This window comes from Nonomuraea polychroma, from assembly GCF_004011505.1.
GTDB classification, from domain to species: domain Bacteria; phylum Actinomycetota; class Actinomycetes; order Streptosporangiales; family Streptosporangiaceae; genus Nonomuraea; species Nonomuraea polychroma.
The window spans coordinates 3,425,007-3,449,358 of sequence record NZ_SAUN01000001.1 but is presented as its reverse complement, the minus strand read 5'-3'; the positions used below and the strand labels follow the sequence as shown (position 1 = coordinate 3,449,358).

The window sequence follows — 24,352 nt, the reverse complement described above, 5'->3', positions numbered from 1 at the left end:
GGCGTGTGGCGCGTGGCGCGGATCGCGAGGGTGAATCCGCGCCACGCGCGTGGCCCCGGGCGGCCGGCCCGCGGCGTACCGGGCCGCCCCGTGCGCGTGAGCAGGGCAACCTCACGCGTCCAGGGCCGCAGGCACCGGCAGGTCGAACCCGACGGGCGTGCCGCCTCCGGTGGGGGCGCTGCCCCAGGCGGACGACAGCGGCTGTACCGGCCACAGCCGGAGCGAGCTCTCCTCGTCGTCGAGGGCGCAGGGGGCGTGGCGCGCCTGCGGCACCGGCCGGTGTGGGGTGGAGAACGTCCACGACGCCGCCCGCGCGGGGGCGGCGTGCGTTCATGCCGCGCTCGCGGGGGCGCCGACCTGGACGCGGCCGGTGTGGCCGGCGTAGGCGGGGCCGGCCTGCGCGGGTACGAGGCTGCGCCCGTCGGGCAGCAGCTCGCCGGTGTCGTCGAAGAACACCACCCCGTTGCACAGCAGGCCCCATCCCTGCTCGGGGTGGTAGGCGACCAGGCGCGCGGCCTCGCGGCCGACGGAGTCGGCGGGCGGGCACGGAGGCAGATGCTGGCACATGATGCGAAACCCTCGAACTTTCGTTTCCCTCGCTACCCGCTTCCGCGGGTCACACCATCAGAGTGCCTCCGCCCCCACCCCGAGAAAGAGGTGAGAAATCCCCATTTAGGTACCTATGTCCGAACGTAGGGAGAGGGCCGCCCCCGCCTCGGGGACGACCCTCCACCGCAGCATCAGCCGGCCGCACGCACCGGCTGGCGCAACACCGTCCGCGGAAGCGGATCGTCGAACGCCGTCAGATACACCTCGTGATGCATCCCGCAGGGCACCAGCCCTCCCGCCGCCATGAACTCCTCCATCACCGCCAGCGACACATGCTCCTCACTGAACGGCCCCTCGTGAACCATCTCCACACACAACCCCTCCGTGAACGTGACCACCTGCACCCGATCCACCGCGGCTCCGGAACCCCGCGCCGCCTCCCGGGCCCGCTCCAGCGCCCCCGCCTCCAGCGCCCCCGCCTCCAGCGCCCCCGCCTCCAGCAGCCCCGCCGGGGGCAGCAGCACATGCCAGCGCCACAGCTCCCGCTCCACCTCCAGCCCCGGCCGCTCGTCCTCCACCCACCACATCCCCTCCAGCGGCCCACCCGGCCCGCCCATCGCCCCGGCCACCGCATACAGCGCCCGGATCGCCGCGGCATGCTCGGCACCACCCGGCGCCCCCACACCCGAGACGCTCAAACGCGTCACCGGACCGTGCGTCACCACCTCAGGCGTCACTGCTCCTCCTCCACTGCGACCATCACGTCAGTCGTCAACGACTCCGGCGGGGTGACCGCCGGATCCGACACGTACACCTCGCGGATCGGACCGCGCACCCCATGCCGCCGCTCGGCACACCACGCCAACACGGCATGCGCCGTCAGGGAAATCTGCTCATAAGGCCCGAAATGCGTCGCACACGCGAACACACCGCCCGGCAACACCTCCACCTCCGCTCCCCCACTCTCCTCATCGCCCAGCACGCGGGCGACCGACACCTCCACCACCTCGCCCAGATCCGCGGGGAACAAGCCGATCAACCGCACCCCGTCCCCGACCGCCGGCACCGCCCCCAGCACCCGGCGCACCGCCGCCGACGTCGCCCGCCCGATGTCCTCCGGCCCCCGCGCCACCTCCCGCACCACAGCCGCCCGCCGCGCCGGCTCGGCCACCAGCCGCACCGGCGCCGACGGCAACCCCTCGGCCATCACCCGCTCCAAAACGGCCAGCATCCGGCGCCGCCGAGCCAGCTCCGCCTCCAGATCGTCACGCACCGGCGCCAACGCGCCCGGCCCGCCCGCCAGCACCCGCGCCACCACCGCCAACGGCACGTCCATCGACCGCAGCAGCCCGATCGCCAGCGCCTCCCGCGCCTGCGCCGCCCGGTAATACCGGTAACCCGTCCCCGCATCCACATACGCCGGCCGCAACAACCCCAGCTCGTCGTAGTGCCGCAACTGCTTGACGCTCAACCGCCCCAGCCGCGCGAACTGCCCGATCGGCAGCAGATCATCCTCCACACCCCCAGCATGAGGCCTCCCACCGAGGGAGAGTCCAGCCCGCTTGACCCTCACGCCACGGAAGACTGCAAGGTGGAGACATGAGCCTCTCCGTAGGGCAGGTCGCCCGCCTGGCCGGCGTCACCGTCCGCACCCTTCACCACTACGACGAGATCGGCCTGCTCACCCCCGGCGAGCGCACCCGCGCAGGCTATCGCCGCTACACCGACGCCGACCTCGTCCGCCTGCAGCACATCCTCCTCTACCGCGAACTCGGCTTCCCCCTCGAGGAGATCGCCGTCATCCTCGACGAACCCCACACCGACGAGTTCACCCACCTGCGCCGCCAGCACGAACTGCTCACCCGCCGCGCCCAGCACCTGCACCAGGTCATCGCCGCCGTCGAACGCGCCATGCAGGCCCACACCCTCGGCATCCCCCTCACCCCCGAAGAACGCTTCGAGATCTTCGGGGACTTCCGCCCCGAAGACCACGAGGCCGAAGTCGAACGCCGCTGGGGCAGCTCCCCCCAGTACGCCGAAAGCCGCCGCCGCGTCGCCGGCTACACCAAGGCCGACTGGCTCGAACTCAAGGCCGAGGCCGCCGCCATCGGCGACGACCTCGTCGCCGCCTTCAAGGCCGGCCTGCCCGCCGACGGCGAACACGCCATGGATCTGGCCGAACGCCACCGCGGCCACATCAGCCGCTGGTTCTACGACTGCACCTACGACATCCACCGCGGCCTCGGCGACATGTACGTCGACGACCCCCGCTTCACCGCCACCTACGACGCCCTCGCCCCCGGCCTGGCCGGCTACCTGCGCCAGGCCATCCACGCCAACGCCCGCCGCCACACCTGATACATGCCCTTGCAGGCATATAACCGTGTCGGTATATTCAGCGGCATGCGCTTCGACGTGCTCGCAGAACCCGCCCGACGCCACATCCTCGACCTGCTCCTCGAACGCCCCCGCCTCGTCGGCGAACTCACCGCCCACCTCGGCCTCACCCAGCCCGGCACCTCCAAACACCTGCGCGCCCTGCGCGAAGCCGGACTCGTCACCGTCCGCAAAGACGCCCAACGCCGCTGGTACGAACTCCGCCCCGCCCCCCTCGCCGAAATCGACGCCTGGCTCACCCCCTACCGCCGGCTCTGGACCCACAGCCTCGACCGACTCGAAGCCCACCTCGACACCATGGAGGACAACCAGTGAACGAAACCCTCACCCTCCACCCCGACGGCCGCACCACCGTGCGCATGCAACGCCGCCTCCCCCACCCACCCGACAAGGTCTGGCGCGCCATCACCCAGCCCGAGCACCTCGCCGCCTGGTTCCCCGCCGAAGTCACCATCGACGGCGACCGCATCACCTACGGCTTCGGCCCCGACGGCCGCATCACCCAGCACGACCCACCCCACGTCTTCGCCCACACCTGGGGCGACGACCACCTCCGCTGGGAACTCCAACCGGACGGCCCCCACGGCACCCTGCTCTCCTTCACCCACACCTTCACCGACCGCCACGGCGCCGCAAGCTTCACCACCGGCTGGCACACCTGCATCATGGCCATGCTCGCCCACCTCGACGGCCGCCCCTTCCACCACGACCCCGCCGCCATGGCCCGCCTGCACGACGACTACATCCACATCCTCGGCCTCGACCCCGTCACCGTCGACGACGACACCGTCCGCCTCGAACGCCAGCTCACCCGCCCCGCCGACGACGTCTGGCAGCACCTCGGCGGCGACCACGCCACCGCCGGCCAAACGCCACCCGCCCCCTTCACCGTCTCCGGCGTCCCCGCCGGGCCCGTCATGCGCGCCGAAACCGGCAAGATTCTCGAATACGCCACCGAGCGCGGCACCGTCCGCTGGGAACTGACCGAAGGCACCGGCCACGGTGCCCGCCTCATCCTCACCTGCACCGGCGATCCTTCCGTCGCCGATGATTGGAGAATCCGGATGGAGGAGTTGGCGTCCGAACTGACGTCCTTTACAAAGTAGATCATTCAGGTGTGAGGCCGAGCGCGGCAGCCGCCGCTGCCCTGGCCCGCCCGGGGGACATCAGCAGGTCCGTCGAATCCGACAGCTGATCCACACATCCCGCCGCCGGCAACCCCTTGATCACCGGATCCGACACCGACGCCATCAGCGCCTCGGCGAACCGGTCCCCGCCGATCACCCGGAACGGCCGGTCGAAGAACCCCCGCACCCCCTCATCCAGCCGCTCGGCCAGCCCCACCCGGTTCTGCAACGCCGCCACCCGCGCGTACGCCCCGGCCAGGCCCTCCTCCCGATCCCGCCACGACCGCGCCGCCACCGCCGTCCCCAGGCACTCCCCCAGCTCGGTCGAGCCCGGCAGCCGCGCCAGCGCGCTGCCCAGCCATTTCGCGTACGGCGGGTAACGGCGCCGCAGCAGCAACGCCAGCCGCATCACCTCCCGTGCCAGCCGCGCCCCCTCCACGGCCGAGCCCAGCTCGTCGCCCACCTCGCCGCACCGGCCGGGAAACGGCTCCTCCTCCGCGATCCGCCGCCACTGGCAGGCCAGCACATACCGCCACACGTCCTGCGGATACCAGCGCAGCGCCGCCCTGGCCGCCTCCAGCGCGCCGAGCCCGTCGTGGAAGACCTCCCCGGACGTCACCTCGGCCAGGCGCTGCCACGGCACCGACAACCAGTCCAGCAGCGACATGCCCGCCCGCGGGTCGAACCCCAGCATGCCCGTCAGCCAGGCGGCCGGCTCCGTCACCCGCACCCCCGGCCGCACCTCACCGTGGTAGCCGAACACCGTCGGCAGGTCGCGGAACCGCTCCGGCAGGCCCGCCACGACCTTCGCCTCCACCTCGGCCGCATCCGCCGCCTCCGTGAACAGCAACACCCGCGGCCCCCAGTCGTGATCGGCCGAGCGCGCGGTGTCGAACGCCAGCACCTCCGACCCCGGGCCGATCAACGCCGCGCTGTGCGGCACACGGGGCAGCAACGGCGCCACGACCTCGTGGTAGAAAGCTCGGGACAACTCAATACCAGGCACAAAGTTGGACATCACCCCGTCAACTGTGCACGAGCGCCGCCGGAACCACACCCGATTTTCCCCGCACCCGCTCCCCGGGCCAAAAGCCCAGGTCAACCCGCAAGGCGAAGCCGCCGCGTCGAGCGGCCGGGGTCAAGCAACCGCGTCGAGCGGCCGGGTCAGGTGGCGACGCGCGAGGCCATCACTGGGCGGCGCCGGTAGCCGATCCGCTCATACACCCGGATCGCCGCGGCATTGTCGTCGTCCACCATCAGCGCCGCCCGGCTCCAGCCCGTCCACCGCGCCGGTGACGTGCCGCATCAGCTCCACCTCGCCGAACGGCCGGAACGCCGGCCCGAGCTCGGCCAGCGCGTGCCGGACCAGCGCCGCCGCGCCCGCCCGGCCGCCCCACACGGCCAGCCGGTCCCGCCGGGAGACCGCCGGGCAGGCGGCCACCACCGCGTCCCCCAGTGCCCAGGCGCGGGCGCCGCTCCGCAGGCCCTGCGCCACCCACATCACCAGGTCGTCGTCCCCGCACGCCGCCCGCACCTGCTGCGGGCGGCGCAGCTCGTGGATCACAAGATGGCGCCCGGGCGGTACGCCGCCGCCTCGGGATGCGCCGCCACGACCTCGCCCACCTGCTGCGAGACCGCCTCCACCTGGTCGGCCGCGGCGCCGGTGAACGACACCCGGTCGGCCAGCAACGCCTCCAGCCGCTCACGGTCGAGCGGGAACCGCTCATCGCCGGCCAGCAGGTCCAGCAGCGCGTTGCCGGCGCCGCGCGAGCGCATCGCCAGCGCCGCCGCCACCGCGTGCTCCTTGATCAGCTCGTGCGCCTGCTCGCGGCCCATCCCCGCGCGCACGGCCGCCATCAGCATCTTCGTCGTGGCCAGGAACGGCAGATAGCGGCCCAGCTCCGCGGCGATCACCGCGGGAAGGCGCCGAACTCGTCCAGCACCGTCAGCATCGTCTCCACCAGCCCGTCGAAGGCGAAGAACGCGTCCGGCAGCGCCACCCGCCGCACCACCGAGCAGGACACGTCGCCCTCGTTCCACTGGTCGCCCGCCAGCTCCCCGGTCATGGACGCATAACCGCGCAGCACCACGGCCAGGCCGTTGACCCGCTCGCAGGAGCGGGTGTTCATCTTGTGCGGCATCGCCGACGAGCCCACCTGCCCCTCGGCGAACCCCTCGGTGACCAGCTCGTGCCCGGCCATCAGCCGGATCGTCTTGGCCAGCGACGACGGCGCCGCCGCCAGCTGCACCAGCGCGGTGACCACCTCGAAGTCCAGCGACCGCGGATAGACCTGCCCGACGCTGGTGAAGCGGCGGGCGAACCCCAGATGCGCGGCCACCCGGCCCTCCAGCTCGGCCAGCTTGGCGCGGTCGCCGCCCAGCAGGTCCAGCATGTCCTGCGCGGTGCCGACCGGGCCCTTGATGCCGCGCAGCGGGTAGCGGCCGATCAGCTCCTCCAGCCGCCGGTAGGCCACCAGCAGCTCGTCGGCCGCCGTCGCGAACCGCTTGCCCAGCGTGGTGGCCTGCGCCGCCACATTGTGCGAGCGGCCCGCCATCACGGTCGCCTCGTGCTCCTCGGCCAGCGTCGCCAGCCGCGCCAGCAGCGCCACCGTACGGTCGCGCACCAGCAGCAGGCTGTCGCGGATCTGCAGCTGCTCGACGTTCTCCGTCAGGTCGCGCGAGGTCATGCCCTTGTGCACCTGCTCGTGCCCGGCCAGGGCGTTGAACTCCTCGATGCGGGCCTTGACGTCGTGCCGGGTGACGCGCTCGCGCGCCGCGATCGACTCCAGGTCGACCTGCTCGACCACCTTGTCGTAGTCGGCGATCGCGCTGTCCGGGACCGCGATCCCCAGCTCGGCCTGCGCCCGCAGCACCGCCAGCCACAACCGCCGCTCGGCGACGATCTTGTATTCGGGCGACCACAGGCGGGTCAGCTCCGGCGAGGCATAGCGGGTGGCCAGGACATTCGGGATACGCGGCTTCGACGTCACGTCGCACAAGTCTATGCACCCGCCCGCGCCTGCACGGTCGACACCCCGAGCCTGCCCACGGCCGCGCCGGGGTTCGCATGGCGACCATGTGCATGAGGCGGCATAGTGAAACGTCGTTGTGACACCAACCGGCAATTCTTTTGCACTATGACCGAAATGCACCTAATCGCTGCGGCTTGCGTTGAGCATTCTTTGGCCGTCATTGACTCCATAGAGTCGCAGGATGGGCCACATGCCGTGTTAACGTGCTAGCGGAGATCTGTACGGCACTAAAAGGACAGTCATTGATATGAACAGATATATTCGCATTGCCCTGGCCGGAGCAATGGTGCTGGGAGCCGGCATGGTCTCCACAACTCCGGCCTACGCAGCGACCTGTGCTGAAGATGTCGCCTGTAATACCACGACGACGTTCGCCGTGACGGCGGACGTCCTGGACATCACCATTCCCGACACAGCCGCTCTCTCCGGCGCGACACCGGGTGGCTTCGCCTCGGGAAACCTCGGTGCGATCACCGTGACCGACGAGCGCGCGGCAGCCGACGCCAGTTGGACGGCGACCGTGACATCGACGGCCTTCACCACCGGCACAGCGCCGTTCGACGCCTCCGAGACCGTCCCGACCACCAACGTGTACTACTGCTCGGGCGCCGCGACCAGCACCTCCGGCAGCGGAACCTTCACTCCGGGCCAGACAGGCTGCGCCGCGCCGCCGCCCGCCACCGGGCAAGACATGAGCGTTGCGCGCACCGCCTTCTCCCACACCGGCGGCACCGGTGTCAACACCGCGGTCTGGAATCCTCTCATCACGACGGACCCCGAGGCCGAGGACATCGCGGGCACGTACACCGGCACGATCACCCACACGATCACGTAGCCCATGACACGACGATCCCGGCTGTTCACGGCAATCAGTGTGCTGGCTCTCGTGCTGCACGGCACGGGAGCCGCCCCTTTGTACGCGGACGGCGGCATCGGCATCAGACTGCGCGAAGCCACCTTGGGCCGCAAAAACGACCCGCGAGCCCATATCTACATCATCGACCATGTCAATCCCGGCACCCGGTTCTCCCGGCGACTCGAAATCAGAAACACCTCCAGCGAACCGCAACACGTGAAGATATACGCCGCCGCGGCGGAAATCCACGACGACAAATTCATGCCGGCGGCCGACCCGAACGCCAACGAGCTCAGCTCATGGATTTCCCTCGACCGTCCGGAAATAGTCGTACCCCCGAACAGCCGCACACCGGTCAAGGCCACGATCAGCGTGCCGGAATCGGCCACCCGAGGCGAGCGGTACGGCGCCATCTGGGCCGAGGTCGGCTCCACGAGGCCCGGCCCCAGGAAAAACGTCCAGATCGTCAACAGAGTCGGGGTCAGGGTCTATCTCGACATCGGGCCGGGCGGCGATCCCCCGTCGGACTTCTCCATCGACCACCTGATCCCCGGCCGCACCGAGGACGGCCTGCCCGTGATCAAGGCGACGGTGCGCAACACCGGCGAACGCGCCCTCGACCTGAGCGGGAAGCTGTGGTTGTCCGATGGGCCGGGAGGCCTCAACGCCGGACCGTTCGCCGCCCAGACAGGGACGACGCTCGCCCTCAACGACACCGCGCCCGTCATGGTGGTGCTCGATGCCCGGCTGCCCAACGGCCCCTGGAAGGTCACGCTCACGCTGCAGAGCGGCCTCATCAAGCGCACCGTCACCGGCACGCTCACCTTCCCCGAGCAAAACGCCTTCTGGGGCCTGCCCGCCCTCCTGGACTCCCCCGTGTCCCCGATCGTCATCGCCACATTGATCGTCATCGCCGCCTGTTGCGTATACCTGTTCGTCCTGCCCATCCTCCGGATGCGCCGTCGCCGCCGGCTTCGCGCCGCACGGGCGTAGGCCTGCCGGCCGTCAACGATCAGCCATCCCGGCCAGGGAGGCACCTGGTGTAGCGCGTGGCTGGTCATGAGTTCCCGGCCTCACCCGCGGCGCAGGCGAGGATCAGGTCACCGAGTGGACGATGACGCCGGTGTACGTGCCCGCCACAGCCGAGAGCGGCGGCGTGATGACGAGCGTCGGCTGCCAGCTCGTGATTTGCGTGGACAGAGAGGTCTTACGCCCGCTGAACGCCGTCACAGGCACCGACAGAGCGACACGCGCCTGCGCGGTGTCCTGTCCCGGTGTGTGGGAGCCACCGCCCGATGAGCCGGTGACGGGACCGGACCAATATGCCACCTCGCCCGCGGTGACGGTCTCGGCCGCCGATCCGCCGCCGGTGGTGAAGTCCGTCGCCGACACCGTCACCGACCACGAGGGATCCGACGGCCGGGCATCGGTCACCGTCACCGTGCCGAGCGTGGCGCTGATCGTACCGCCCGGACCCGTGCTGCCGGCAGCGACCGAATCCGGCACGGTGATCTCCAGGGGGAATTGACGCAGAGCCATGGTGGCCATCACGTGTCCGGTGCGGACATCCTCGGCCGAAGCTGTCGAGACGGCGCCGAGCCTGAGCGCCACGGCAACCGAGACCAGCAGCGAGAGGGCCGATTGCATGCCCTTCCCCTCTTGTTCGACGACACCGCTGGCAGCCTAGAACTCACGCGAGGCCGGCTGTCTGGAATCTCGCCCGTGGATGGCAAAATCGACGCCAAGGCAAAGGACCACACGCCCCAACGCCTCGCCGCGTGCGTGCCCGGGCTAATGTCCCGGCGGCAGAAATACGTACCGCCGGGTTCCGCCGTCCAGCCGCAACTCCACCGCCGTCCACGACGTCAGGAACGGGGCCGGAGGCCGGCGGGAGGCCGTGATCACGCCCACCCACTCGCCCCGCCGCAGCGCGGCCCTGATCGACGACGGCACCGACGACCGGCCGCCGTAATGGCGGAAGACGCCGTGCGCGGCGCACCGCGCCAGGTAGGCGATCTGCACGGCGTCGTGACCGTACAGGAAACACGGCGGGCGCATGCCCAGCTGCTGCAGCCGCGCGGCGACCGCCGGATTCACGGCGCGGGCGGCCTGGATCTGCCCGCCGTGGACGACGACGGACCTGGCCTGCAGGGCGAAGTAGCACGCCACGCCGGCGACGGCGAGCACCGCGGTGCCGCGCCGCCGGCACAACCAGACGACCCCCGCGGCGGCCGGCAGGGCCAGCAGGGCGTAAGCGGGCAGCAGGAAACGCGGAGCGGCGTAGCCGACGGTGAACAGGTAGACGAAGGCGAGCGACAGGCCGCAGGCCGCGGCCGCCAGCAGTGAGCGGCGCCGCGCCGCCCACACCCCCAGCCCCGCCACGACCGGCACGGCCGCGAACCAGGCGATCTGCGCCGGCGGGAAACCCCCGCATTCGACGCCGAACCGGCACAGCAGCGGCCCGTTCAGCGCGCGCAGATGATCGGGCAGGCTGAAGTGCAGCCCTGTCGCGTTCTCCGCCCCCGCCGCGCGCAGCCGCGCCATCGGCCCGCCGAACCGCACGAGCGCCTCGCCCATCCACTGCGCCCAGCCGATCACCAGCCCCGCCGCCACCGCCGCGAACAGCCGCGCCCGCCGCCGCACGATCCCGTACGCGAGCAGCGGCGCCGCCAGCCAGGTCGCGTCCGAAGGGCGCAGCAGCGACGCCAGGGCGAACGCCGCCACCACCCCGGCCGTGGCCAGGCCGGACGCCGGGCGCCGATCGGCCAGGCAGGCCAGGCCCACCCCGGCGACCGCGCAGTACGCCAGCCACATGTTCGGCATGGCCTCGTTGCCGTACAGCACCGACAACCACAGCCCGGCGAACAGCGCAGCGGCCAGCGGCGCGAGCGATCCTGGCCGCAGCCGGATCCACGGCGCGTACGCCAGGAACAGCGCGATCCCGGACAACATGCTCAGATACCAGCGGATGGCCGTCACCGACGGCGTGAGGAGGGCGACGGGCGCGGCCAGCAGCTGAACCCCGCGGGCGCGCGGCGCGGTGAACTCGGCGGCGGGCACGCCGCGGGCCACCTGGCTGAGGTAAACGCTCTCGTCCCAGCCCAGCCCGATCCGCGCCGTGAACACCAGCTGCACCACCGTGAAGCAGACGGCCACCAGCGCCAGCACCGCATAAGGGCGGCGCGCGGCGGCCCACACCGGCGGCCGGTCCACCGCACGCCGCCCCGCCATGGCGGGATCCCGGGCCTCATCCATGCGTCCCACGCTAGGAACGGCCAGGTAAGAGACTGTTCACAGCACGGTCAGCGGCGCGCACGGCCTGCCCCCCAGTGAGGGGCAGGCCGCTTTCTCAGGACCTCGTTTCCAGCTCGGCGCGCGTCACCTTGATGGTGTTCTCCGGCAGCGGCGCGGGGTTGCCGGCGGCATCCAGCGGATACTTCGCCTGCACGGGATTGAGCAGCGCGGCCGGCGAGTCGGGGAAGGTTTCCAGGAACAGGATGTAGCCGCTGTCCTGCTTCAACGGCGTGGTGTGCTCCTCGGCGTAGGTCACGCCCTCGAACACGCCCCCGAGTTCCTTGACCTCGATGGTCTGCCCCACCTGAGCCTGGCCTTTGTAGACCTTCAGCACCTGGGCGGTGGAGACGGTGATGATCGTCGGAGGGGCCTCGGGCTGAGCCGCCGCCGCGGGAGGGGCTCCGGCCTGGGGGTTCAGCTTCGGATCCGTCACGGCCGGATCAGGCGCCGCCACTTGCTGGAGATGACGCGGCGCCCCGACGATGCGGGCTTCGACGACCAGGGTCGCCTTGTCGAAGAGCGCGTCCGCGCTCTCGTAGTGGGGATAGTCGGCGCGATAGAGAACGGGCTCGGCATGAGCCGAGCACGCGGTCACGAACACCGCAGCGCAGACGAGCGCGCCAAGACGTCTCAACACAGCACGGCCCCCTTTAGTAATAGGAGTTGACGTCGGCGACATCATGCGACTGGGGTTTGGTCATCGTATTACGGTTCCGGCTCGTGTTCATGATCGACGTGAGCGAGTTGTGCGCGAGATTCAACGCGTGCCCGAACTCGTGAACGAGCGTGCTCGTGACGAAATTCGCGAAGTTCGACGCGTCCCTGTTGATCGTCCTGGAGTTCAGCCGGACGTACATACAGGAGCCGCCGCACCGCTGGTAGTACCCATACCAGGTGTCGCTGTAAGAACTCACCGTGATCGTCGAACCCGAATACGTGCTCTTGTAGAAATTGGCCGGGCTGGCGGTCGCGTTCCAATTCGACAGCGCCGCGTTCATCGGCGTCTGCCAGGTGCTGTTATAGCTGTAGGGGTAGATGGCGATGCTGGCGATGTCCTGGCCGGTGCCGTTCCAGTGGGCGGCAGCCGGATTGGCTCCCGTCACCCCCACCAGCATGACGGCGAGGACCATGAAAAGCCCTCGCCGTGCATGACGTTTTAACGCTCCCGAATGCATGTCGAGACGTCACTCCTTGCGTCCTGGGGGGTGGCATGCAGGAAAACACAACAGGCCTGACAACCGAGATGACACTGAAGGCCCGGGCATTGAAGGGAAAGTGCTGGAACGCAAATTGAAGCGCTTCGAAGGGAGTATGAACTTCTGGTGATCACCTGTCAAGGGCAGGCGAAACAGGCCGCCTGATCAGCGGCGGAGTCACGACGAACCCAGGCCTGCCCGCAGAGGCGCGGCCGGCATCCCGCGCACCGCGCCACCACCCGCATCGCACGCGACCGCGCCCGAACGGCTGAGCCACGTCCCCCGTCAGTCGGCTCAGCAAGCCGCTCGCCGTCGACGACGCGACCGGCCGAGTGAATTGAGTATGAGGTACTCATGCTGCTGTTCACGCCGCCGGGAGACCCTTGTTCCGCACGACGCAGAAACGTCGATCGAAGGCATGGCAGGGTCCGCCTCGTTCCAGGGGCTCAGCCCGATCGAGGTCTGCGTCCGATCAATCACCGAACATGCAGGGGGAAAACCATGTCCAGGACGAGAAAACGACAAATGATTCGTGCGGCGGCAGTCACGGGCGCGGCGCTGTTCACCCTCGCCGCGGGACTGACGGCTCCCGCGCACGCCACGCCGGCGGCGCCGGGCTCCTTCTTCACCATCCGTCCGGACCACGCCAGGGGCAGCATGTGCCTGGACGTCGCCCACGCCAGCGCGGCCCACGGCGCCGACGTCGTCCAGGCTCGATGCACACCAGGCAACCGCAACCAGCACTGGACCCTCGTGCCGCTGGGCGGCAACCTCTTCGAGATCCGGCCGCGGCACGCCGGGAACAAGTGCCTGGACGTCGCGAACGCCAGCAGGGCCCATGGCGCGGACGTCATCCAGGGCGGCCGCTGCACGGGCGGTTCCAACCAAGCCTGGTTCTTCCGCGGGAGCACCGAGACGTCCCGCGGGCAGGTCGTGCCTTCCATAGGCGGCCTCGTCGAGGTCCGGCCCAGCCACGCCCGCAGCATGTGTCTCGACGTCGCACACCTCAGCATCGCCCACGGCGCCAACGTCCTTCAGGGCCGATGCTGGAACGGTCCCAACCAGCTCTGGCGTTTCACTCCGGCCAGATGAAGGACCGCGCACCAGGCATCCCGCTCATGAGCCACATTCGAAGCCGGCCTGCCTGGCTGCGCCGCTCGTCCTTCGCCCGGCCGGACAGCGGAAAAGCACCGGCGCCCGCACAGCACCTGGCCGTGCGGGCGCCGGCGCGCACGATCACGTGGCAGGAGTGAGAACCTTCTCCTCCGGCCGAGGCGCGGCCGGCTTGCGCCGCATCCGCTCCTTCGTCCGCTCCACCATCGTGTACAGCGTCGGCACCAGCACCAGCGTGAGCAGCGTCGAGGAGATCAACCCGCCGATCACCACGATCGCCAGCGGCTGCGAGATGAACCCGCCCGACCCGGTCACCCCCAGCGCCATCGGCGTCAGCGCGCAGATCGTGGCCACCGCCGTCATCAGGATCGGCCGCAGCCGCCGCCGGCCGCCCTCGATCACCGCCTCGACCACGCCCATGCCCTGGTCGCGATACTGGTTGATGAGGTCGATCAGCACGATCGCGTTCGTCACCACGATCCCGATCAGCATCAGCATGCCGATCAGCGCCGGCACGCCCAGCGCCGTGTCGGTCGCCACCAGCAGCCCCACCGCGCCCGTCGCCGCGAACGGGATCGACACCAGCAGGATCAGCGGCTGGATGAAGCTGCGGAACGTCGCCACCATGATCATGAAGACGATCGCGATCGCCGCCAGCATCGCCAGCCCCAGGTCGGAGAACGCCTCGGCCTGGTCGGCCGACGCCCCGCCCATCTCGTAGGTGGCGCCCGAGCCCAACTGCAGCCCGTCCAGCTTCGTCGTCAGCGTCTGCGTCACCGCGCCCAGGTTCCCCGCGTCGGCCACCTTGGCCGAGACCGTGGCCGACCGCTCGCCGTCGATCCTGGTCACCTGCGTCGGCCCGGCCACCTCCTTGACGTCGGCCACCGTCGACAACTTCACCGTGCCGGCCGCCGTGGCCAGCTCCAGGTCCTCCACCGCCGCCACGTCCTCCGGCGCGTCCGCGCCGCGCAGCACCAGGTCACTGGTGCGGCCGTCCAGCGTGATCTGGCCCAGCGGCGCGCCGCGGAAGGCCTGCGCCACCGCCTGCCCGATTTGCGCCTCCGACAGGCCGCGCTCGGCCGCCTCCTCACGATCGACGACGACCTCGATCCGCGGCGCGCTGGCCTCCAGGTTCGACGACACGTCCTGCAGCCCGGACACCTCGCCCATCGCCCGCGTGACCTCGCCGGCCGCCGTACGCAGCGTCTCGACATCAGGAGCGCGCACGATCACGCTGACGGTGTCGGAGTTGAACCCGCCACCGCCGCCACCGCCCACGGTCACCTCACCGACCCCGGACACGCCCGCGATCTTGTCCCGCAGCTCCTGCTCGACCTTCGGGGTGTCCGCGCCGTCCTTGAGCGTGACCGAATACGACGCCCGGTCGGCGCCCCCGCCACCCCCGCCGAACCCGCCGCCGCCGAACCCGCCGCCGCCTCCGCCTCCGCCGACGTTCACCTGGTACGTCTCCACCGCCTCCACGCCCGCCAGCACGTCCTCGACCTGCTGGGCGGCCTTGTCGGTGGCCTCCAGATCCGAGCCGACCGGCATCCGCTGCGACAACGAGATCGTGTTCTGCCCCGAGGAATCCAGGAAGTTGGTCCGCAGGCTGCCGGCCAGCCCCATCGTGCCGACGAACACCGCCACCCCGATGAGCACCGTCACCAGCTTGAACCGCGTCGCGAACCGCAGCACCGGCAGGTAGGCCCGCTGCAACGGCGAACGCAGCTCCTTGGCCTCGGCCTCCTCACGCTGCTTGCGCGCCTGCTCGGGCGTCAGCTCCGGCGCCTTGAGGAACCAGTACGCCAGCACCGGCACCACCGTCAGCGACACCACCAGCGACGCCAGCAACGCCACCGCCACCGTGATCGAGAACGGGCCGAACAGCTCGCCCACCATGCCGCCCACGATCGCGATCGGCGCGAACACCGCCACGGTCGTCAACGTCGAGGCCGTCACCGCGCCCGACACCTCACGCACCGCCGTCAAGATCGCCTGAAGTCTCGCCTCGCCGTAGCCGAGATGCCGCTTGATGTTCTCCAGCACCACGATCGAGTCGTCGACGACCCGGCCCACCGCGATCGTCAGCGCGCCCAGCGTCAGCATGTTCAGCGAGTAGTCGCCCGCCCACAACACGATCAGCGCGATCACCACCGACAGCGGGATCGACACCGCCGTCACCAGCGTCGACCGCACCGACAGCAGGAACACCAAGATGACCAGCACCGCGAACGCCAGCCCCAGCAGGCCCTCGGTGGTCAGGCTCTCGATCGACTGCTCCACGTACGGAGCCTGGTCGAACACCACCGTCACCTGCGTGTCGGACGAGTCGCCCAGCGCCCTGGTCAGCTCCGGCAGCTTCTCGCGGATCTCGTGCGAGATCGTCACCGCGTTGCCGTCGGGCATCATCGTCACCGACACGCCCAGACTCGTCTTGCCGTCCGTACGGGTGATCGTCGTCGCGTCCGCCAGCCCCCGCTTGATCTCCGCGACATCGCCCAGCTTGACCGGCTTGAGCGGCTTGGGCTGCGGCGCCTGCTGCGGCAGCCCGGTCTGCCCCGCACGCGCCTGGGCCTGCGGCTGGCCGGGCCGGGCCTGACCCTGGGCCGGCGTCTGGCCCTGGGCCTGGGCCTGCTGCGGCTGGGCGGGCGTCAGGTACAGGTCCTTCAGCTTGTCCACCGAATCGACCCGCGCACCCACCTGCACCGTCAGCGTCTTGCCCGCGTCGGTCAGCGTGCCCGCCGGGATCGGGGTGCCGTTCGCCTTCAGCACGTCGGGAATCTGCGCCGCCGAGACCCCCTTCTCCTTCATCTCCTCGGCGTCCGGCTCGATCGTCACGACCTCGTCGCGGGTGCCCGTGACCGTCGCCTCCCGCACGCCCTCCACGCCCTGCAGCTCCGGCACCATGATCCGGCGCAGCTTGTCGGCCATCGCCCGCTCATCACCGCCGTCACCCACCGCGAGCACCAGCACCGGCAGATCGTCGGTGTTGCCCGCCGTCACCTGCGGCTCGACCCCGTCGGGCAACGTGACCCTGTTGACCGCCTGCTGCATCTTGTTCAGCGACGACTCGACGTCGGTGCCATAGGCGAAGGCCACCTGGATCTGGGCCATGCCCTCCCTGGAGGTGGAGGTCATCTGCTCCATCCCCTCCAGCCCCTGGAAGGAGTCCTCGATCGGCTTGGTGACCTGCTCCTCCACGATCTCGGGCGACGCGCCGGGATACTGCGCGAGCACGAACGCGCCGGGGAACGACAACGACGGAAGCAGCTGCTGCTTCAACTGCGGGATCGTGAACACGCCGAACGCGCTCAACACGAACGCCACCAAGACGACAAGAGTGCGATTGACCAGGCTCAACCTGGCGAAAGCGGTCATACGGGCTCCCTCTCCAGAGTTTCGCCCCAGACTAACACTTCGCCTCATGCGAATATTTAGATCACCCGACCGTTCCTGATAACCTTCTCAGGAAACGAGAGGGCGGCAGTGAACGACGAACGCGAAGACCTGATCCGGCGCATCACCGAAACACAACGTGGCCTGGGACGACTGTTCGCCCAGCAAAGATCGTCCCTCTTCACCTCCAACCTCACCATGCGCCAGCTGAAGGTCATCATGCTGCTGTCCGCCCAAGGCTCCGCCTCCGGCCAGGAACTCGCCGCCGGGCTCGGCGTCGGCCTCGGCACCGTCACCGGCATCGTCGACCGGCTCATCGCCCAGGGCTACGTCAGCCGCCGCGAAGACCCCCACGACCGCCGCGTCCGCCGCGTCGAACTCACCGCCGCCGGCGCCGCCCTCATCGCCGACATCAACAACGCCGGCGCCGACCAGCTGCGCCGCATCATGGAGCACCTCGACACCCAGACCCTGCGCAACCTCGACCAGGCGACCCGAGCCATCCGCGCCGTCGCCGACAAACTCGACAGCGAACCGGGCGCGTGACCTTCCCTCGTCGCCGGTGATTCTGCTGAGCCGGACATGCTCATCTGACCCGGCGCCTTTACATTGTAGATTTCTAGGCCAGGCGGGACAGGACGTCCGGCAGCTCGCCCTCGTAGGCCACCGTCAGCCGCCGCGTCGCCCGCGTCACCGCCACGTACAGGTCCTGCCCGCCCATCGGCGACTGCGCCAGGATCCCCGCCGGGTCCACCACCACGACCGCGTCGAACTCCAGCCCCTTGGCCTGCCCCACCGTCAGCACCGCCACCGGCGCGTCCAGGTCCCCGCCCGGCAGCAGCCGCGCCACCGCCTCATGGACGGCATCCGAGGTCACCACGCCCACCCGGCCCTCGCCGATCGCGGCCAACTCCTCCTCCACCAGCGCCGGCAGCCCCGCCGGCGGCATCCGCACCGCCCGCGGCCGGGAGCCGCCCGACCGCACCGACTCCGGCGGCTCCTGCCCGGGGTCGAACGCCCGCAGCACGTCGGCCGCCACCTCCATGATCTCCGCCGGCGTGCGGTAGTTGACCTTCAGGTGCTCCACCCGCCAGCGGCCCTCCAGGTACGGGTCCAGCACCTCGGCCCACGACCGAGCCCCCGCCGCCGACCCCGTCTGCGCGAGATCGCCCACCACTGTCAGCGACCGGGCCGGCACCCGCCGCATCACCATCCGCCAGGCCATCGCCGACAGCTCCTGCGCCTCGTCCACGATCACGTGCCCGTAGGCCCAGGTGCGGTCGGCCGCCGCCCGGTCCGCTGTGGTGAGCTCCATGCCGTCGTCGGCGTGCCGCTCGGCCAGCACGTCGGCCCGATCGAAGATGCCCTCCTCCAGCACGCCGGTGCTCCGCAGCACCTCATCGGCGTACAGCAGCTGCTCGGCCTGCTCCTCCCCGGCCCGCCGGGCCGCCGCCCGCCGCGACGAGTCGTCCTCGCCCAGCAGCTCCGCCGCCTCGTCCAGCAGCGGCACGTCCCCGGCCGTCCACGGCGCGTCCGCCGGCCGCAGCAGCTGCTGCCAGTCCAGGCCCGGCGGCGCCACCGACCACAGCGTCTCCGCCGAGGACAGCAGCTCGCCGATCAGCCGCTGCGGGGTCAGCTCCGGCCACAGACCGTCGACCGCCCGCCGCACCTCCGGCTCGCCCCACAACCGCTGCGCCGCCAGCTCGATGTCGACCTCGTCCAGGTCGGCCTCCAGGTCGAGCGGCTGGGCCAGCTCCTCCATCTCCGGATCGCCGTTGGCCAGCTCGTCGATGTGCAGCGACTCCTCCAAGGCCCGCGTCTCGGCCCTGGCCAGCTCTTTGAGGATCTCGGTCACGTACAGCTTGCGGGCCATGTTGTGCGGCAGCCGCACCGCCCGCGCCCGGTCCCGCAGCCGCGCGCACACCGCGTGCGGCACCCGCAGCTCCAGCCCGTCCAGCTCCACCACCAGATCACCCTCCGGCACCCGCTGGCGCAGCTCCAGCGCCCCGGCCACCACGCCGGCCATCCGCGCGTCGCCCTTGACCACCGCCGCGGCCGGGCTGTCGGCCGCCACCGCCCGCACGCCCGGGAACATCTCCCCGACCGTCGTCATCACCACCTGCGTCTCCCCCAGCGACGGCAGCACCTGCCCGATGTAACGCAGGAACATCGCGTTGGGGCCCACCACCAGCACGCCGCGCCGCTCCAGCGTGTCGCGGTGGGTGTAGAGCAGGAACGCCGCCCGGTGCAGCGCCGCCACCGTCTTGCCGGTGCCCGGGCCGCCCTGCACCACCAGCGCACCCTGCCACGAGGCGCGGATCACCCGGTCCTGCTCGGTCTGGATGGTCGCCACCACGTCGCCCATCCGGCCCGTCCGCCCCCGGCGCAGCGCCGCCAGCAGCGCCGCCTCGCCCACCAGCGTGCGCCGCTCGCCCTCGCTCATCCCCTCCAGGTCGAACACCTCGTCGTCGATGCCGATCACCGCACGATCCTTCAGATGCAGATGCCTGCGCCGCACCAGACCCCGCGGATCGGTGGCCGTGGCCACGTAGAACGGCCGGGCGGCCGGCGCCCGCCAGTCGATCAGCACCGACTCGTGCCGCTCGTCCCGCAGCCCGATCCTGCCGATGTAGACGCGGCCACCCGAGGCGTCGTCGACGCGGCCGAAGCACAGGCCCCGCTCGACCGCGTTCAGCTGCGCCAGCCGGCGCGCCTGCTCCGAGGCCAGCGTCTCGCGCTCGACCATCGCCTGGCGGGTGCCGCCGCTCCTGCCGTACACCTCGCGCAGCGCCGCCTGCGCCCGCTCCCTGGTGTGGTCGAGCAGCCCGTACAGCCACGACACATGCCGCTGCTCGATGTCAAGGGCTTCCGCGAGACCATCTTGACGATTAGCCATTCGCTGATATACTCCTAACGGGAGGACTGTGGAGCTCGTGCCGAATGTGGGGCGTTCGAGCTTACATCCGCCTCCCGTCCGCGCGCAAACGCCGCCGCCACTCCGGGCGTGCCGCTACGCGCGTGACGTGCCCGCCGGCACCGGGATCTCCGGGAACGGATTGTCCGGCAGCAACACCACCCGCCGCGCCCGCCCACCGCGCAGCGCCGCCTCCAGATGCAGCATCGCCGCGCCGATCCCCGCCGCACCCGCCATATAGCCCGTGTCGGCGCTCACCTCACCGGGACGAAGCCGCCGATAGGCCTGATACCAGCGCAACCCTCCGCCGCCGTCCTCAAGGGCCCGCCCTGCCAGATGCTCCCCCAGCACCTGCGCGAACTCCAGGTACGCCGCCCGCCCCGTCGCCGCCCACAACCCGGTGAACAACTCCACCAGCCCCGCCGCCCCGCAACACTGGCAGGCGGTCTCCCACAGCCCCGGCACCCGCCGCCACGGCACGCCGCTGGCCATCACCCCGCCCGCCAGCCGCTCGGCCCACTCCAGGTCGCCCGCATCGCCCGCCACCCGGTACAGCTCGTAGAACATCCGCGCCACCCCGGCCGAGCCCGAGCAGTAGCCCAGATAGTGCAGCTCCCTGCCCTGCGGCAGGTGATGCGGCACCAGCGCCGTCGCGCCGCTGACCACGCTCACCTCACGCACGAACGCCGCTCCCCGGCGCGCCGCCTCCAGGAAGCGCTCCTGCCCCGTCGCCCCGTACAGGCGGGCCAGCACGTACGCCGTCCCCGCCGTACCGGCCAGGAAACCCGGCGTCACCGCATCCTCCGGCAACCCCGGGCAGTGGCCGAACCGGTGCCCCGGCACCGCCAGCCGCGCCGCCCGCGCCCCCGCCTCCACCGCCAGCTCCTCATAGGCCGGCACGCCCAGCATCGACGCCGCCCGCAGCAGCGCCAGCACCACGCCCCCATCGGCGCGCAGCGCCGGATCCCCCGACCAGCCCGCCCCGCCCTCCATCGGCCGGGCCGAGCGCGCCACCCGTTCCATCGCCGCCGCAGCGGCCTCCTCCGCGACGCCGTCCCCCAGCACCCAACCGGCCTCGCACAACGCCACCGCGACACCGCCCAGCCCACGGTGGAACGTCACATCCGCCATCTCGCGCCAGGCCGAGGCCAGATAGCGGCAGCCCGCCCGCGCGTCCCGCAGGTATTCCTCCTCCCCCGTGACCCCGCCAGCTCCAGGAAGAACAGCACGATGCCGGGGGCGCCCGCATACAGGGAGGCCGGCTCGGGGGCCAGCGCCGACGTCCCGCGCGCGTCGGGGTTGGCCAGCCAGCGGCCGTCATCCGCGGCCGCGGACCTGATCCAGCGCGCCGCCCCGACCGCGACCCGCAGCGCGGCGTCCGCGCGCTCACCCGCCGAGCGGGCCCGATCCAGGCTCATGACACAGGGAACTCTTCCTGGACTGGAGACTGCAGGCCCCACATTCTCCCCCACCCGCCCGTGCCCGTCGACCATCCCCGCCGCCAGACCATCCACCCCGCAACGCGTCGCGGCCTCACGCCTCCGGGGCGGGCGGGCCCGTGGAGCGGCGGGGCACCAGGCTCGGCGTGACCGAGAAACGCACCGACGACGTCCGCCCCTCGATACGTTCGAGCAGCAGCCGCCCCGCCGTCCGCCCCATGACCGCGCCGTCCTGGTCCACGCTCGTCAGCGAGATGCTCGACAAGGCGGCCAGACGCGTGTTGTCGTACCCGGCCAGCGACACGTCCGCCGGCACCGACAACCCCGCCTCGTGCAACGCCCGCAACGCCCCCAGCGCCGCCAGATCCGCCCCCGCGAAGATCGCCGTCGGACGCGGCGACCGTTCGAGCAGCTCCCGCGCCCCCCGGTAGCCGGCCTCCTCGGTGTAGGCGGCCCGCGCCACCGCGATCTGGCTCTGCAGGCCGTGCTCGCGCATCACCCGCGCGTACGTCTCCGCCCTGATCGCATCCAGCACTCCCACGGCCCGCTCCCGGGAGCCCGGCGTGTAGCCGATGTGCGCGATCCGCCGGTGCCCCAGCCCGATCAGATGCCGCACCACCAGCTCCGCGCCGAGCTCGTCGTCGTCGTGCACCACGTCGTACAGCGCCGACTTCTCGTGCAGGCCCAGCACCACCGTCGGCATCTGCGCCGCCACGTCCTCCAGCCGCACCCGCCGCACCCGTGGCGCGATCATGAGGATGCCGTCCACCTGCCGGTCCACCAGCGCGTCGATGGCCCGGGTCTCCGCTGTGACATCCGGGCCGCCCTGCACCATGATCACCTGGTAGTCGGTGCCGGCGAGCTGCTCGGACAGCCCATCGAGGATGTCGGGAAAGAACGGATTGCGCAGATCGGGAAGCAGCACCCCGATCGTGAACGTCCGCCCCCGCATCGCCCGCGCCGCCGCATGCGGCCGGTAGCCGAGCTCCTCGATCGCGGCCTTGACCCGCTCCCGCATGGCCGGGCTGACCCCATAGGCGCTGCGCAGCACCTTCGACACCGCCGTCGTGGACACCCCGGCGTGGCGCGCCACATCGGCGATCGTCACCCGCCGCGGCCGCTCGCGCGTGGCCATCCCCCCGCCTCTCCTTCGGACGAGCCGATTGTACGAGCGGCCGCCCGTCCCCCGGCACCACCCACCCCCGCACCACCGGCACGGCCGGGTGCTAACTTGACCGATCGTGTCTGACTATCTGCGGGAGCTGTTCTCCCTCCACGGCCGCCGCGCCCTCGTCACCGGCGGCAGCTCCGGCATCGGGTACGCCATGGCCGAGGCGATCGGCCGCGCCGGCGCCGAGGTCGTCCTGGTCGCCCGCAGGCCGCACGAGCTCGACCAGGCCGTCACCCGGCTGCGCGAGCACGGCGTCACCGCCACCCGCATCAGCGCCGACCTCGGCGAACGCGACGACGTCCAGCACGTCTGCGACCGCGCCGGAGACATCGACATCCTCGTCAACGACGCCGCCAACAACATCCGCAAGCCCATGGCCGACCTCACGCCCGACGACTACGAGCAGACCATCGCCGTCAACCTCACCGCCCCCTACCTCCTCGGCCAGCACTTCGGGCCGAAGATGGCCGCACGCGGCTGGGGCCGCATCATCAACGTCGGCTCGCAGCAGACCGTCAGCGCCTTCGGCGACAGCGGCGTGTACGGCGCCGCCAAGGCCGCCCTCGGCGGGCTGACCCGCTCCCAGGCCGAGGCGTGGTCGGCCGGCGGGGTGTGCGTCAACACGATCATCCCCGGATTCGTGCTGACCCCGCTGACCGAGCCCGCTCAGGCCATCCCCGGCCGGGTCGAAGCCCTCGCCGCCCGCCACATGGTCGGCCGCAACGGCGTACCCGCGGACTTCGCCGGAGCGGCGGTGTTCCTCGCCGGCGAGGCCTGCGCCTTCGTCACCGGCCAGATGTTGTTCGTCGACGGCGGCTTCTCCGTCCACTGACCCGACGCCTTTACGTTGTAGATCATTTACGGCGGATCTGCCGCACCCCGATCCCCTCGCGCCAGGCGTCCATGACGATCTCGTCGCCCTCGACCCTCGTCCACACCACCTCCGTCAGCTCGACCCTGAACAGGTGCGAGTCCGTGCCCGGCATCTCGAACGACGCCAGCACGCCCGCGTCGGTGATCTCCACTGCCCGCCCGGCCAGCTTCAGGTCGCCCTCCCATCCCGACGGATCGGCGCCTTCGGGCGCGAGGGAGGTGACGTGCAGCGCCATGCGCGGATCCCGCCGCAGGTCGGCCGCCTTGACCGCGCCGGCCATCGACCCCGTCCACAGCTCGCCGTCCCTGAAGCTCGTCTCGATGCCGCTGACCCGCGGCGATCCGTCCTTGCGCAGCGTCGCCAGCACCTTGTGCCGGTAGCCGTCCATCAGCGTGCGCGCCACCGCCGCCAGCTCCGGCGCCTGCCGCTCGAACTCCTGCCATGCAGCCATGGCCCCATCATGGCCGCCGCCACCGACATGGGCGAATCCCCGTTGACACATGCCGGAGATCGTCCCGTCCGCCTGCCGACTCCTTGTAGCGGCATGTCGCCGGTGGAAGACTGGATCTGACGGAAAGGGGGGACCGTCATGATCGAGGTCAAGAGCATCGACAAGCCGGACGAACGCCGTGACTTCCCGCGGGGCCACCTGGACGTGTGCAACCTCACCGGGCTCACCTTCGGGGTGGCCACGTTCGACCCCGGGTGGCGCTGGTCGGAATCGGTCAAGCCCATCGCCGGGACGGAGTCCTGCGAGGTCCACCACAACGGATTCGTGGTCCAGGGCCGGCTGCGCATCCGGATGAACGACGGCGGCGAAGCCGAGGTGGGCCCGGGAGACGTGTTCGTCTGCCGGCCGGGGCACGACGCCTGGGTGGTCGGCGACGAGCAGTGCATCGTCTACGACTTCGCCGGCGGCATGGCCGAGTACGCCAAGGCGTCCACGAGCGGCTAGCCGGGACTGGTTTTCAGCGTGGCGTGGCCGCGGTGACGC

26 protein-coding genes and 1 pseudogene are annotated in these 24,352 nt (G+C 71.0%); 10 read left to right on the top strand and 17 right to left on the bottom strand.

Annotated elements, in window-relative coordinates; genetic code table 11:
- Window positions 1–111 precede the first annotated feature (111 nt).
- The 4 genes from EDD27_RS54190 to EDD27_RS15420 form a co-directional block, all read right to left on the bottom strand.
- The gene (locus tag EDD27_RS54190; RefSeq protein WP_164903620.1) at window positions 112–273 is read right to left on the bottom strand and encodes a hypothetical protein; all 162 of its coding nucleotides are present in this window, start codon (window positions 271–273) and stop codon (window positions 112–114) included.
- A gap of 57 nt (window positions 274–330) precedes the next feature.
- Window positions 331–567 (bottom strand): DUF5999 family protein, encoded by a 237-nt coding sequence (locus tag EDD27_RS15430; RefSeq protein WP_127933056.1) that lies wholly within the window; start codon window positions 565–567, stop codon window positions 331–333.
- Window positions 568–740: 173 nt separating this feature from the next.
- Entirely contained in the window at window positions 741–1,286 is a 546-nt protein-coding gene (locus EDD27_RS54185) for a hypothetical protein (RefSeq protein ID WP_164903379.1), read from the bottom strand.
- Window positions 1,283–2,068 carry a MerR family transcriptional regulator gene (locus EDD27_RS15420; RefSeq protein WP_127933054.1) on the bottom strand — a complete coding sequence of 262 codons (786 nt, stop codon included), beginning with the start codon at window positions 2,066–2,068 and terminating at the stop codon, window positions 1,283–1,285. The genes EDD27_RS54185 and EDD27_RS15420 overlap by 4 nt, the downstream gene beginning before the upstream one ends.
- 80 nt (window positions 2,069–2,148) lie before the next feature.
- Between EDD27_RS15420 and EDD27_RS15415 the strand changes: the two genes are divergently transcribed.
- From EDD27_RS15415 to EDD27_RS15405, 3 genes are read left to right on the top strand one after another with little or no spacing between them, the layout of a single operon-like run.
- A complete protein-coding gene (locus tag EDD27_RS15415) occupies window positions 2,149–2,907 on the top strand; it encodes a MerR family transcriptional regulator (RefSeq protein ID WP_127933053.1) in 759 nt (252 codons plus the stop codon).
- Between the two features lie 45 nt (window positions 2,908–2,952).
- Window positions 2,953–3,261: an ArsR/SmtB family transcription factor gene (locus EDD27_RS15410; protein ID WP_127933052.1), complete on the top strand. Its 309-nt coding sequence runs from the start codon at window positions 2,953–2,955 to the stop codon at window positions 3,259–3,261.
- Window positions 3,258–4,052: an SRPBCC family protein gene (locus tag EDD27_RS15405; RefSeq protein WP_206641422.1), complete on the top strand. Its 795-nt coding sequence runs from the start codon at window positions 3,258–3,260 to the stop codon at window positions 4,050–4,052. Before EDD27_RS15410 ends, EDD27_RS15405 begins: the two co-directional genes overlap by 4 nt.
- A 1-nt stretch (window position 4,053) precedes the next feature.
- Here EDD27_RS15405 and EDD27_RS15400 read toward each other — a convergent pair whose 3' ends face one another.
- From EDD27_RS15400 to purB, 3 genes and pseudogenes are all read right to left on the bottom strand, one after another.
- Window positions 4,054–5,091 (bottom strand): DUF4037 domain-containing protein, encoded by a 1,038-nt coding sequence (locus tag EDD27_RS15400; RefSeq protein WP_127933051.1) that lies wholly within the window; start codon window positions 5,089–5,091, stop codon window positions 4,054–4,056.
- Window positions 5,092–5,289: 198 nt separating this feature from the next.
- Entirely contained in the window at window positions 5,290–5,637 is a 348-nt protein-coding gene (locus tag EDD27_RS15395) for a hypothetical protein (RefSeq protein ID WP_127933050.1), read from the bottom strand.
- Window positions 5,634–7,063: pseudogene (gene purB, locus EDD27_RS15390) on the bottom strand (adenylosuccinate lyase). The gene EDD27_RS15395 and the pseudogene purB overlap by 4 nt, the downstream one beginning before the upstream one ends.
- A 289-nt stretch (window positions 7,064–7,352) precedes the next feature.
- On the opposite strand from purB, the gene EDD27_RS15385 reads away from it, so the two are divergent.
- The gene (locus tag EDD27_RS15385) at window positions 7,353–7,940 is read left to right on the top strand and encodes a hypothetical protein (protein ID WP_127933049.1); all 588 of its coding nucleotides are present in this window, start codon (window positions 7,353–7,355) and stop codon (window positions 7,938–7,940) included.
- A 3-nt stretch (window positions 7,941–7,943) separates the two neighbouring features.
- Complete coding sequence (locus EDD27_RS15380; protein WP_241564056.1) at window positions 7,944–8,954, top strand: DUF916 domain-containing protein; 1,011 nt, start codon at window positions 7,944–7,946, stop codon at window positions 8,952–8,954.
- Window positions 8,955–9,056: 102 nt separating this feature from the next.
- Here EDD27_RS15380 and EDD27_RS15375 read toward each other — a convergent pair whose 3' ends face one another.
- The 4 genes from EDD27_RS15375 to EDD27_RS15360 form a co-directional block, all read right to left on the bottom strand.
- Window positions 9,057–9,608: a hypothetical protein gene (locus EDD27_RS15375; protein WP_127933048.1), complete on the bottom strand. Its 552-nt coding sequence runs from the start codon at window positions 9,606–9,608 to the stop codon at window positions 9,057–9,059.
- 144 nt (window positions 9,609–9,752) lie between these two features.
- Window positions 9,753–11,216 (bottom strand): hypothetical protein, encoded by a 1,464-nt coding sequence (locus tag EDD27_RS15370; protein WP_127933047.1) that lies wholly within the window; start codon window positions 11,214–11,216, stop codon window positions 9,753–9,755.
- Between the two features lie 94 nt (window positions 11,217–11,310).
- A complete protein-coding gene (locus EDD27_RS15365; protein WP_127933046.1) occupies window positions 11,311–11,892 on the bottom strand; it encodes a hypothetical protein in 582 nt (193 codons plus the stop codon).
- A 13-nt stretch (window positions 11,893–11,905) separates the two neighbouring features.
- Complete coding sequence (locus EDD27_RS15360; protein WP_127933045.1) at window positions 11,906–12,430, bottom strand: zinc metalloprotease; 525 nt, start codon at window positions 12,428–12,430, stop codon at window positions 11,906–11,908.
- A 546-nt stretch (window positions 12,431–12,976) separates the two neighbouring features.
- Between EDD27_RS15360 and EDD27_RS15355 the strand changes: the two genes are divergently transcribed.
- Together EDD27_RS15355 and EDD27_RS57725 are read left to right on the top strand one after the other, a co-directional pair.
- Window positions 12,977–13,543 (top strand): RICIN domain-containing protein, encoded by a 567-nt coding sequence (locus EDD27_RS15355; RefSeq protein ID WP_164903619.1) that lies wholly within the window; start codon window positions 12,977–12,979, stop codon window positions 13,541–13,543.
- Window positions 13,544–13,569: 26 nt separating this feature from the next.
- Complete coding sequence (locus EDD27_RS57725; protein ID WP_277750713.1) at window positions 13,570–13,704, top strand: hypothetical protein; 135 nt, start codon at window positions 13,570–13,572, stop codon at window positions 13,702–13,704.
- On the opposite strand, the gene EDD27_RS15350 is transcribed toward EDD27_RS57725, so the two are convergent.
- Window positions 13,688–16,942: an efflux RND transporter permease subunit gene (locus tag EDD27_RS15350; RefSeq protein WP_127933043.1), complete on the bottom strand. Its 3,255-nt coding sequence runs from the start codon at window positions 16,940–16,942 to the stop codon at window positions 13,688–13,690. The two genes, EDD27_RS57725 and EDD27_RS15350, sit on opposite strands and share 17 nt — an antisense overlap.
- A gap of 108 nt (window positions 16,943–17,050) precedes the next feature.
- On the opposite strand from EDD27_RS15350, the gene EDD27_RS15345 reads away from it, so the two are divergent.
- A complete protein-coding gene (locus EDD27_RS15345; protein ID WP_127933042.1) occupies window positions 17,051–17,506 on the top strand; it encodes a MarR family winged helix-turn-helix transcriptional regulator in 456 nt (151 codons plus the stop codon).
- Window positions 17,507–17,579: 73 nt separating this feature from the next.
- Here EDD27_RS15345 and EDD27_RS15340 read toward each other — a convergent pair whose 3' ends face one another.
- The 4 genes from EDD27_RS15340 to EDD27_RS15330 form a co-directional block, all read right to left on the bottom strand.
- The gene (locus EDD27_RS15340; RefSeq protein ID WP_127933041.1) at window positions 17,580–19,856 is read right to left on the bottom strand and encodes a HelD family protein; all 2,277 of its coding nucleotides are present in this window, start codon (window positions 19,854–19,856) and stop codon (window positions 17,580–17,582) included.
- Between the two features lie 114 nt (window positions 19,857–19,970).
- Complete coding sequence (locus EDD27_RS15335; protein ID WP_241564802.1) at window positions 19,971–21,026, bottom strand: lanthionine synthetase LanC family protein; 1,056 nt, start codon at window positions 21,024–21,026, stop codon at window positions 19,971–19,973.
- Window positions 20,993–21,292 (bottom strand): hypothetical protein, encoded by a 300-nt coding sequence (locus EDD27_RS56490; RefSeq protein ID WP_241564055.1) that lies wholly within the window; start codon window positions 21,290–21,292, stop codon window positions 20,993–20,995. The genes EDD27_RS15335 and EDD27_RS56490 overlap by 34 nt, the downstream gene beginning before the upstream one ends.
- 115 nt (window positions 21,293–21,407) lie before the next feature.
- Entirely contained in the window at window positions 21,408–22,448 is a 1,041-nt protein-coding gene (locus tag EDD27_RS15330; RefSeq protein WP_127933040.1) for a LacI family DNA-binding transcriptional regulator, read from the bottom strand.
- 106 nt (window positions 22,449–22,554) lie between these two features.
- Between EDD27_RS15330 and EDD27_RS15325 the strand changes: the two genes are divergently transcribed.
- On the top strand, window positions 22,555–23,316 hold the full coding sequence (locus EDD27_RS15325; RefSeq protein WP_206641421.1) for an SDR family NAD(P)-dependent oxidoreductase: 762 nt from the start codon (window positions 22,555–22,557) through the stop codon (window positions 23,314–23,316).
- A 22-nt stretch (window positions 23,317–23,338) separates the two neighbouring features.
- Here the strand turns inward: EDD27_RS15325 and EDD27_RS15320 are convergent, their stop codons facing one another.
- Window positions 23,339–23,809, bottom strand: a complete 471-nt coding sequence (locus tag EDD27_RS15320) for a pyridoxamine 5'-phosphate oxidase family protein (RefSeq protein WP_127933038.1) — start codon at window positions 23,807–23,809, stop codon at window positions 23,339–23,341.
- Window positions 23,810–23,947: 138 nt separating this feature from the next.
- Between EDD27_RS15320 and EDD27_RS15315 the strand changes: the two genes are divergently transcribed.
- Window positions 23,948–24,313: a cupin domain-containing protein gene (locus EDD27_RS15315; RefSeq protein WP_127933037.1), complete on the top strand. Its 366-nt coding sequence runs from the start codon at window positions 23,948–23,950 to the stop codon at window positions 24,311–24,313.
- The last annotated feature ends 39 nt before the right edge of the window (window positions 24,314–24,352 follow it).